Here is an 8,947-nt window from a genome sequence, read left to right on the forward strand (position 1 = left end):
GCACGACGAGTTCCGCACCCTCCCATCTACGACACTGCCAGCAGGAGTGACTGACCCTCATGAGCGAGACCACCGCCACGCGCAACGTGATCATCATCGGCTCGGGGCCCTCGGGCTACACCGCCGCTGTCTACGCCGCGCGCGCAGCTCTCGAGCCCCTCGACTTCGAGGGATCGGTCACCGCCGGCGGTGCCCTGATGAACACCACCGAGGTCGAGAACTTCCCCGGCTTCCGCGACGGCATCATGGGCCCGGCCCTGATGGACGAGATGCGCGCCCAGGCCGAGCGCTTCGGCGCCGAGATGATCCCCGACGACGTCGTGGAGGTCGACCTCACCGGCGACGTCAAGGTGGTCAAGACCGCCACCGACACCTACACGGCGCGCGCCGTGATCCTCGCGACCGGCTCGGGCTACCGCAAGCTGGACCTGCCCAACGAGGAGAAGCTCTCGGGACGCGGCGTCTCCTACTGCGCGACCTGCGACGGGTTCTTCTTCCGCGAGCAGCACATCGCCGTCGTCGGCGGTGGCGACTCCGCGGTCGAGGAGGCCACCTTCCTGACCCGCTTCGGCTCCAAGGTGTCGCTGATCGTGCGCCGCGACGAGCTGCGCGCCTCCAAGATCATGCAGGAGCGCGCCTTCGCCGACCCCAAGCTCGACATCGTGTGGAACTCCGTCGTCGAGAGCGTCAACGGCGAGGACAGGCTCGAGTCGATCACCGTCAAGGACACCGTCACGGGCAAGACCCGCGACCTGGACACCACCGGGCTCTTCATCGCGATCGGCCACGACCCGCGCTCCGAGCTGCTCCAGGGGCAGGTCGACCTCGACGAGAACGGTTACGTCCTGGTCCAGCAGCCGTCCACGGTCACCAACCTGCCCGGCGTCTTCGCTGCGGGCGACCTGGTCGACCACCACTACCGCCAGGCCATCACCGCCGCCGGCACCGGTTGCGCGGCCGCGCTCGACGCCGAACGCTACCTCGGGGAGCGCGACTTCGCCGCTGCCGTCGCCGGTCCTGACGCGATGATGGCCGAGGTCGCCCAGGCCGCAGGAGCCTGAGCCTCTCCCGTCCGCGACACGGCACAGCAGGGAACACCGGGCCCCGACCTGGTGTTGAGTAGAGACAGACCTCAGTGTTCACCGAGCCACAGGCTCACCGAGAAGGGACAATCACCGTGGGCAACATCGCAGCCGTCACCGACGCCGAGTTCGAGGCGCAGGTCCTCAAGTCCGACAAGCCGGTCCTCGTGGACTTCTGGGCCGAGTGGTGCGGCCCGTGCCGCCAGGTCGCCCCGATCCTCGACGAGATCGCGACCAGCCACGGTGACAAGATCACCTTCCTGAAGATGAACGTCGACGAGAACCCCGTCACGCCCTCGTCCTACCGCGTGACCGGCATCCCGACGATCAACGTCTACCAGGGTGGCGAGGTCGTCCGCTCGATCGTCGGTGCCAAGCCGAAGGCGGCGCTCCTCAAGGAGCTCGAGCCCTTCCTCGGCTGACCTGGTCCACCCGCAGCACCTCTCACCGCTCCCCCGGCTCGCCGAGGGAGCGGTGACTGCGTTCGGGCGCCGGCGCGGGCGTGGGCCGCACCACCCCGATCAGCCGCTCCACGGCGGCCTCGACCTCGTCGCGCCAGGTGAGCGCCGAGCGGAGCTCCATCCGCATCCGTGGCGTGAGGGCGTGCGGCCGGTGGGTCTTGAAGCCCACGCCGCCGAGGAAGTCGGCCGGCACCAGGCAGGAGCCCCAGGCCTGCCCGAGCCGCGGGGTCGTGGTCCCGAACGCCTCCACCGCGCGGATGCCCCCGCGTCGGATCAGGTCACCCGCCATGCCCTGCACCAGCAGGCGGCCCAGCCCCCCACCGGCATGGAGGGGATCGACGTACGCCGTGGTGAGCAGGACCGCATCCGTCGAGACGGGGGCGGTGGGGAACCCGTCGGCCCCCGGTGCGTAGGCAGGCGGGACGTAGACGACGTAGCCCACCGGTCGGTCGTCGACCAGGACGACGCGACCGCAGGAGCCCCACTCGCGCAGCACCTCGGAGAGCCAGGCCTCCTTCTCCGCCGCCGCAGCCTCCGGGCCGTCGACGCGACCGCGTCGCACGGGGTCGAGCTCCCAGAAGAGGCAGGTGCGACACGGTCCGGGCAGGTCGGCGAGGTGGTCGACGGTCAACCGGACGACCTTGCGTGACATCTGGTGCCTCCTCCCGGTGGGACCGCCGGTCGACGCGGGTCCCCTCCTGAGAGGATGGCACTCGTGCGCCCGATCCGGCAGAGCCGCAAGCTCCACAACGTCCGCTACGACGTCCGCGGACCCATCCTCGTCGAGGCCCAGCGCCTCGAGGCGGAGGGTCACCGGATCCTCAAGCTCAACATCGGCAATCCCGCGCCGTTCGGCTTCGAGGCACCCGAGGCGATCCTGGCCGACATGATCCACCACCTGCCGGACGCGCAGGGCTACAGCGACTCCCAGGGGATCTACCCGGCCCGCACCGCGGTCTCGCAGTTCTACCAGCAGCAGGGCCTCAAGGACTGCATGGTCGAGGACGTCTTCATCGGCAACGGTGTGTCCGAGCTGATCTCGATGGTGCTGCAGGCGTTCGTCGACGACGGCAACGAGATCCTGGTGCCGGCTCCCGACTACCCGCTGTGGACGGGGGCGGTGACCCTGGCCGGTGGTGTGCCCGTGCACTACCTCTGCGACGAGGACGACGACTGGAACCCCGACCTGGCCGACATCGAGGCCAAGATCACCGAGAACACCCACGCCATCGTCATCATCAACCCCAACAACCCCACGGGTGCCGTCTACAGCCGTGAGGTCGTCGAAGGTCTCGTCGACATCGCCCGGCGCCACCAGCTGGTGGTCTTCGCCGACGAGATCTACGAGAAGATCCTCTTCGACGGCGCTGTGCACCACCACGCGGCCAAGGCGGCCGGCGACGACGTGCTGTGCCTGACCTTCAGCGGCCTCTCCAAGGCCTACCGGGTCTGCGGCTACCGCGCCGGTTGGGTGATGATCTCCGGCCCCAAGGAGATCGCCCAGGACTTCCTCGAGGGGCTGACCCTCGTGGCCAACATGCGCATGTGCGCCAACGTGCCCGCACAGCACGCCATCCAGACCGCGCTCGGCGGCTATCAGTCGATCCAGGAGCTGATCGTGCCCGGGGGCCGGTTCTACGAGCAGAGCATGCTCGCGCACCGGCTGCTCAACGAGATCCCGGGTGTCTCCTCGGTCAAGCCCCGGGGGGCGCTCTACTGCTTCCCCCGCCTCGACCCCGAGGTCTACCGGATCGAGGACGACCAGCAGTTCGTCATCGACCTGCTGCGCGCCAAGAAGCTGCTCGTCACCCACGGGAGTGGCTTCAACTGGCCCACCCCCGACCACTTCCGGCTGGTCACGTTGCCCGACGTGGCCGTCCTGGAGGAGGCCATCGGTCGGATCGCCGACTTCCTGGCCACGCGACGCTGACCTGCACCAGACTTCGTCGTACGACGTAAGGCCCGACCGCGCTCAACGAGGAGCTCCCATGCGTGACCTGACCTACCCGCCGATCATCGTGACGGCCAAGACGCTCTTCCGGGTGCTGGGGCAGCGCTTCGTCATGACCGGCACGGAGAACGTCCCGCGCGAGGGCGGCGTGCTGCTGGCCTACAACCACATCGGCTACGTCGACTTCGTCTACGGCGGCCTGGCCACCCAGCCCTCCAAGCGGCTGGTGCGGTTCATGGCGAAGAAGGAGATCTTCGACGACCGCTTCGGCGGGCCGCTGATGCGCTCGCTGCACCACATCGAGGTCGACCGAGGCGAAGGGCTGGCGTCGTTCCGCACCGCGATCGACTACCTCCAGCAGGGCGAGGCGGTGGGCATCTTCCCGGAGGCCACGATCTCGCGCGCCCTGGAGCTCAAGGAGTTCAAGTCCGGCGCGGTGCGCATCGCCGCCGCGGCCGGCGTCCCGCTGGTGCCCGTCATCCTCTGGGGAACCCAGCGGATGATGACCAAGGACCACCCCCGCGACTTCTCCCGCGGCAAGACGATCGCGATCCGTGTCGGCGAGCCGATGTACCCCACCGGCGAGGACCCGGTGGCCGAGACCGCCGAGCTGCACCGCGTCATGTCCCAGATGCTCGACGACACCATCGCCTCCTATCCCGCCGACGAGCAGCCCCCCGGTTCCTGGTGGCTGCCGGCCCGCCACGGCGGCTCTGCGCCCACGCTCCAGGAGGCCGCCCGGCTCGACGCCGAGGAGAAGCGAGAGCGCGCGGCCAAGCGCGCCGCCAAGCGGGCAGCGAAGGCCCCCAAGAAGTCCTGACGCCTCTGGCGTGCGGGGCGCCGCAGGCCGTGGACCTGCGGTTGGTGACCAATCCGCAGGTGGATGTTTCGCGTGAAACATCGGCGGGTGCGGTCGCGCTGCGGGACGCCGCAGCCGGCTACGACTGACGCTCCATCAAGGTACGTCGACGAACCGCCACTCCCCACGGTGAGCACCCCGTGGGGAGTGGCGTGTCGCCGTGGGAAGTGTCGGCCGATGGATCGGCGAGGGCACTCGAAGTCGCGCAACGGCCACTCTCGGGGTCGCGCAAGCGGCATCTCCGCAGGTCAGAGGCCCGGAGCCTCAATGTCGACATATCGATCCAGCGGCATGTCGACAAAACCACAAATCGCTAGATCGGCCGGTCGTTGCGGTTGCGCGGGTCCATGATGTCGATGATCCGGCGCAGGTCGTCGAGCGAGGCGAACTCCACGGTGATCTTGCCCTTGCGCTGTCCGAGATCCACCTTGACCCGGGTCTCGAGCCGGTCGGAGAGTCGCTCGGCGAGGTCGGCCAGGCCAGGGGCCGTCGGCCGGTTGCGCTGGCTGAGCTGGGAGCCCCGCGTGAGGTCGCCGACCGCCACGATCTCCTCGAGGCCGCGCACGCTGATGCCCTCGGCGACGACCCGGTGGGCCAGCCGGTCCTGGATGTCCGCATCCTCGACCGCCAGCAGGGACCGAGCGTGACCGGCCGAGAGCACACCGGCGGCGACTCGACGTTGGACGGCGGGGCTCAGCTTGAGCAGCCGAAGCGTGTTGCTGATCTGCGGCCGCGACCGACCGATCCGGGAGGCGAGCTCCTCGTGGGTGCAGGAGAAGTCCTCGAGCAGCTGGGCGTAGGCCGACGCCTCCTCGAGGGGGTTGAGCTGCGAGCGGTGCAGGTTCTCCAGCAGCGCGTCGCGCAGCATGTCGTTGTCGTCGGTCTCGCGCACGATCGCCGGGATCGCTTCGAGGCCGGCCTGCTGCGAGGCACGCCAGCGGCGCTCGCCCATGACGAGCTCGTAGGAATCCTCACCGGTGCGTCGTACGACGATGGGCTGGAGCAACCCGACCTCGCCGATGGAGTGCACCAGCTCCGCCATGGCCTCCTCGTCGAAGACGCTGCGGGGCTGGACGGCGTTGGGCTGGATCTGGGTGATCGGCAGCTCCGCGAAGTAGGCACCGGCCACCACCGCGGTGCTGGCGCCGGGAACTGGTGCCAGCGCCTGGGAGGCCGTAGGCGACGACGAGTCAGCAGCGCCTGCCGTACTCTCGTCGCTGGGGAGTGCCGCGGGCGGGGCCTCCGCGGGCGCTGTCGGGATCAGCGAGCCCAGGCCCCGACCGAGACCTCGACGTTGCGGCGGACGGTTGCTGTTCACGCACGGACTCCCTTGGTGGCGATCTCGCGGGCTGCCTCGAGATAGCTGAGCGCGCCCGGGGACCCCGGGTCGTAGGTCATGACCGTCTGGCCGTAGGACGGCGCCTCGGACACCCGCACCGAGCGGGGGATCGACGTCTTGAGCACCTGGTCGCCGAAGTGCTCGCGCACCTCCTCGGCCACGCCGGCGGCCAGCCGCGTGCGGGCATCGAACATCGTGACGAGGATCGTCGACACCGCCAGGTCCGGGTTCAGGTGCGCGCGGACCATGTCCACCGTCTCGAGCAGCTGGCCCAGGCCTTCGAGGGCGTAGTACTCCGCCTGGATCGGGATCATCATCTCGTCGCCAGCGACCAGCGCGTTGAGCGTCAGAAGGCCCAGGGACGGAGGGCAGTCGATGAGCACGTAGTCGAAGCGGTCGTCGCCGACCTGGTCGGCGCTCCCGACCAGCGGGTGGCCGTCGATGGCCCGCTTGAGTCGGCCTTCGCGCGCCACCACGCTCACCAGCTCGATCTCCGCGCCGGCGAGGTCGATGGTCGCCGGGACGACCCACAGACCCGCGACATCCGGGCAGGGAGCGACGACGTCCGCGAGGGGGACGCCGTCCACGAGAGCGTCGTACGTCGAGGGCACGCCGCGTCGGTGCTCGACCGCCAGGGCCGTCGACGCGTTCCCCTGGGGGTCCAGGTCGACGACGAGCACGCGTTGCCCGAGCTGCGCCAGGCCGGCTGCCACGTTCACGGTCGAGGTCGTCTTGCCGACCCCGCCCTTCTGGTTGGCGACCACGAAGACCCGGGTGGTGCTCGGGCGCTGCAATGCCGGGCGCGCGTGCGCCTCCTGGCGAGCCAGGATGCTGTGCTGGGCCGCGCGCGCCAGCGGCGTCGCTGGGTCGTCGAAGTGCGCACCCAACGAGGCAACATCTCCCGCCGTGCGGACGCCGAAGGCACTCAGCGGGGAGGGGATCGGTGACGGTGGTTTCGCTGTTTCACGTGAAACATCAGCCCCCGCGTTGGAAGGCCCAACCTGTGGAGAACTTGGGTCAACCTGTGGAGAGTCAGGCTCAGACGGGGGGGTCGTGCCGGTGGAAAACTCCTCGGTCACGCAGGTCGCCTCTTCTTACGTCGATTCTGGGAGGGGCGCTTCTTCGGCCCCGCGGGGTGAGAAACGGCAAGCGGCCAAGATACCCGTGTCGGGTCCGCCCACGGAACCCGCACAGCCACGGTGGTGGAGGACAGCAGCCCCTCGCCGAGCACGATGACGTCGGGGACGCCGCAGCCACCCTCCACCAGCACGTCATGAGCCGCCTCGATCTCATCAGCGATCGACGAGCCCTTCATGGCGACCAGGGCCCCGTCCGCCGCTACCAGCGGCATGGACCAGCCGAGGAGGCGCTCCAGAGGTGCGACCGCTCGCGAGGTCACGACGTCGAAGCGTCGCCGTCCGTGCAGGACGTCGGCGCGGCCCCGGACCACCTCGACGGTGTCGAGACCCAGCTCGGCCACGACCTCCTCCAAGAAGGTGGTCCGTCGCAGCAACGGCTCCACGAGGGTGATGCGTACGTCGGGGCGCGCGATCGCCAGCACCAGCCCTGGGAGACCGGCACCCGAGCCGATGTCACACACCGTGGCGCCGTGGGGGAGCAGCTGCCCCAGGACCGCGCAGTTGAGCAGGTGGCGGTCCCAGAGCCGAGGGGCCTCCCGCGGTCCGATCAGGCCGCGGATCACGCCCTCGGTCGCGAGGAGCTCGGCGTAGCGCTCGGCGTGGGGAAGGCGCTCAGACGGAAACACCCTCCGGGCCACCTCGGGCGCGGAGGGCGTTTCACGTGAAACATCGTCGGTCATGACGCAGGCAGGATCACCACGAAGCGACGCGGCTCCGCGCCCTCCGACTCTGAGGTGAGGCCGGACGACGCCACCGTGTCGTGGACGACCTTGCGCTCGAACGGGCTCATTGGGTCCAGCGAGACCTGCTCGCCCGACTCCTTGACCTGCGCGATCAGCTGCTCCGCCAGTGCCACCAGCTCCTCGCGCTTCTGCGCGCGGTAGCCGGAGATGTCCAACATCAGGCGGGACCGGTCGCCGGTCTCCCGGAAGACCGCGAGGCGGGTCAGCTCCTGGAGAGCCTCCAGGACCTCGCCGTCACGACCGACCAGCTGGCTCAGGTCGGCACCCACGATGGACACCGCGGCGCGGTCACCGTCGACATCCATGTCCAGGTCGCCGTCAAGATCAGCGATGTCCAAGAGCTCCTCGAGGTAGTCGGCGGCGATGTCGCCCTCCTGCTCGAGCTGCTTGAGACGGTCGGCGCGACCCGTCGTCGGCGACTCCTCCGTGTCGGACGACTCCTCGTCCACGGTCACCTCGGTGTCGGGGGCGTTCTCGGTCTCGACGTCCGCGCTCATCGGCTGTCTCCCTTGTTCTGGTCGTTGGGGCGTCCGGTCGGCTTGCCACCGGACTGCTTGCGCTGGGACTTGGTCTGCTTCTTGGGCTGCTGGCGGGCGGCAGGGCGAGGAGCGGCCTCGGGCTCCGGCACGACCTCCTCGACGAGAGGAATGCCCTTCTTCAGCGCCTTGGCCTTATCGCGCTCCTTCTTCGCCTCCTCCGCGGGCGTGCCGGGAGCCGGGTTGTTGCGGATGACGTAGAACTGCTGGCTCATCGTCCACAGGTTCGACGTGGTCCAGTAGAGGAGGACGCCGATCGGGAAGGCCACGCCACCGAGGCCGAACGCGACAGGGAGGATGTAGAGGAGCATCTTCTGCTGCTGTGCGTAGGGACCGCTGAGAGCGTCCTTCGGCATGTTCTTGCTCATCAGCTGACGCTGCGTGAGGAACGTCGTCGCCGTCATCATCAGCACCAGGATCAGCGCCACGACCATCACGAGCCCGTTGGCGTCGGGGTTGCCACCCCAGGTGCGCGCGCCCCAGAAGCTGTCGGAGATCGGGATGGCGCCGAAGATCTGCGCCTCACCGAACTTGCGGGCGAGGTCCTCGGTCAGGAAGCCGTGCGCGGTGTTGTTCTTGGCCGCCTGGTCGAGCAGCCGGAACAGCGCGAAGAAGATGGGCATCTGCAGGAGGATCGGCAGGCACGAGGAGAACGGGTTGGTGCCCGTGTCCTTGTAGAGCTTCATCGTCTCCTGGGCGAGACGCTCCCGGTCGTGGCCGTACTTCTTCTGCAGCTCCTTGACCTTGGGCTGGATCAGCTGCATGTTGCGGCTGGACTTGATCTGCTTGACGAACAGCGGGATCAGAGCCGTGCGGATGACCACGGTGAGGCCGATG

General features: G+C 69.1%; 10 protein-coding genes. 4 read left to right on the top strand and 6 right to left on the bottom strand.

The window, feature by feature from the left end:
- Positions 1–59: 59 nt before the first annotated feature.
- Together trxB and trxA are read left to right on the top strand one after the other, a co-directional pair.
- A complete protein-coding gene (gene trxB, locus RMN98_RS07815; RefSeq protein ID WP_309648248.1) occupies positions 60–1,061 on the top strand; it encodes a thioredoxin-disulfide reductase in 1,002 nt (333 codons plus the stop codon).
- Positions 1,062–1,177: 116 nt separating this feature from the next.
- Entirely contained in the window at positions 1,178–1,504 is a 327-nt protein-coding gene (gene trxA, locus RMN98_RS07820; RefSeq protein ID WP_309648249.1) for a thioredoxin, read from the top strand.
- A gap of 22 nt (positions 1,505–1,526) precedes the next feature.
- On the opposite strand, the gene RMN98_RS07825 is transcribed toward trxA, so the two are convergent.
- On the bottom strand, positions 1,527–2,195 hold the full coding sequence (locus RMN98_RS07825) for a GNAT family N-acetyltransferase (protein ID WP_309648250.1): 669 nt from the start codon (positions 2,193–2,195) through the stop codon (positions 1,527–1,529).
- Positions 2,196–2,258: 63 nt separating this feature from the next.
- On the opposite strand from RMN98_RS07825, the gene RMN98_RS07830 reads away from it, so the two are divergent.
- Positions 2,259–3,473 carry a pyridoxal phosphate-dependent aminotransferase gene (locus RMN98_RS07830; RefSeq protein ID WP_397209116.1) on the top strand — a complete coding sequence of 405 codons (1,215 nt, stop codon included), beginning with the start codon at positions 2,259–2,261 and terminating at the stop codon, positions 3,471–3,473.
- A gap of 58 nt (positions 3,474–3,531) precedes the next feature.
- A complete protein-coding gene (locus tag RMN98_RS07835) occupies positions 3,532–4,314 on the top strand; it encodes a lysophospholipid acyltransferase family protein (protein ID WP_309648252.1) in 783 nt (260 codons plus the stop codon).
- A gap of 352 nt (positions 4,315–4,666) precedes the next feature.
- Here the strand turns inward: RMN98_RS07835 and RMN98_RS07840 are convergent, their stop codons facing one another.
- The 5 genes from RMN98_RS07840 to yidC form a co-directional block, all read right to left on the bottom strand.
- On the bottom strand, positions 4,667–5,671 hold the full coding sequence (locus tag RMN98_RS07840; RefSeq protein WP_309648253.1) for a ParB/RepB/Spo0J family partition protein: 1,005 nt from the start codon (positions 5,669–5,671) through the stop codon (positions 4,667–4,669).
- Positions 5,668–6,579, bottom strand: a complete 912-nt coding sequence (locus RMN98_RS07845; protein ID WP_309648254.1) for a ParA family protein — start codon at positions 6,577–6,579, stop codon at positions 5,668–5,670. The genes RMN98_RS07840 and RMN98_RS07845 overlap by 4 nt, the downstream gene beginning before the upstream one ends.
- 188 nt (positions 6,580–6,767) lie before the next feature.
- Positions 6,768–7,457: a 16S rRNA (guanine(527)-N(7))-methyltransferase RsmG gene (gene rsmG, locus RMN98_RS07850; RefSeq protein ID WP_309648255.1), complete on the bottom strand. Its 690-nt coding sequence runs from the start codon at positions 7,455–7,457 to the stop codon at positions 6,768–6,770.
- 50 nt (positions 7,458–7,507) lie between these two features.
- Complete coding sequence (locus RMN98_RS07855; protein ID WP_309648256.1) at positions 7,508–8,071, bottom strand: R3H domain-containing nucleic acid-binding protein; 564 nt, start codon at positions 8,069–8,071, stop codon at positions 7,508–7,510.
- On the bottom strand, positions 8,068–8,947 hold an 880-nt coding region (gene yidC / locus RMN98_RS07860), incomplete at its 5' end, for a membrane protein insertase YidC (RefSeq protein WP_309648257.1). The genes yidC and RMN98_RS07855, both read right to left, overlap by 4 nt.

This window comes from Nocardioides sp., assembly GCF_031397825.1.
GTDB lineage: Bacteria > Actinomycetota > Actinomycetes > Propionibacteriales > Nocardioidaceae > Nocardioides.

Excerpts from the sequence above, each read along its gene's own strand:
- trxB (WP_309648248.1), top strand. The coding sequence starts at position 60 with ATGAGCGAGACCACCGCCACGCGCAACGTGATCATCATCGGCTCGGGG.
- RMN98_RS07825 (WP_309648250.1), bottom strand. The coding sequence starts at position 2,195 with ATGTCACGCAAGGTCGTCCGGTTGACCGTCGACCACCTCGCCGACCTG.
- RMN98_RS07835 (WP_309648252.1), top strand. The coding sequence starts at position 3,532 with ATGCGTGACCTGACCTACCCGCCGATCATCGTGACGGCCAAGACGCTC.
- RMN98_RS07855 (WP_309648256.1), bottom strand. The coding sequence starts at position 8,071 with ATGAGCGCGGACGTCGAGACCGAGAACGCCCCCGACACCGAGGTGACC.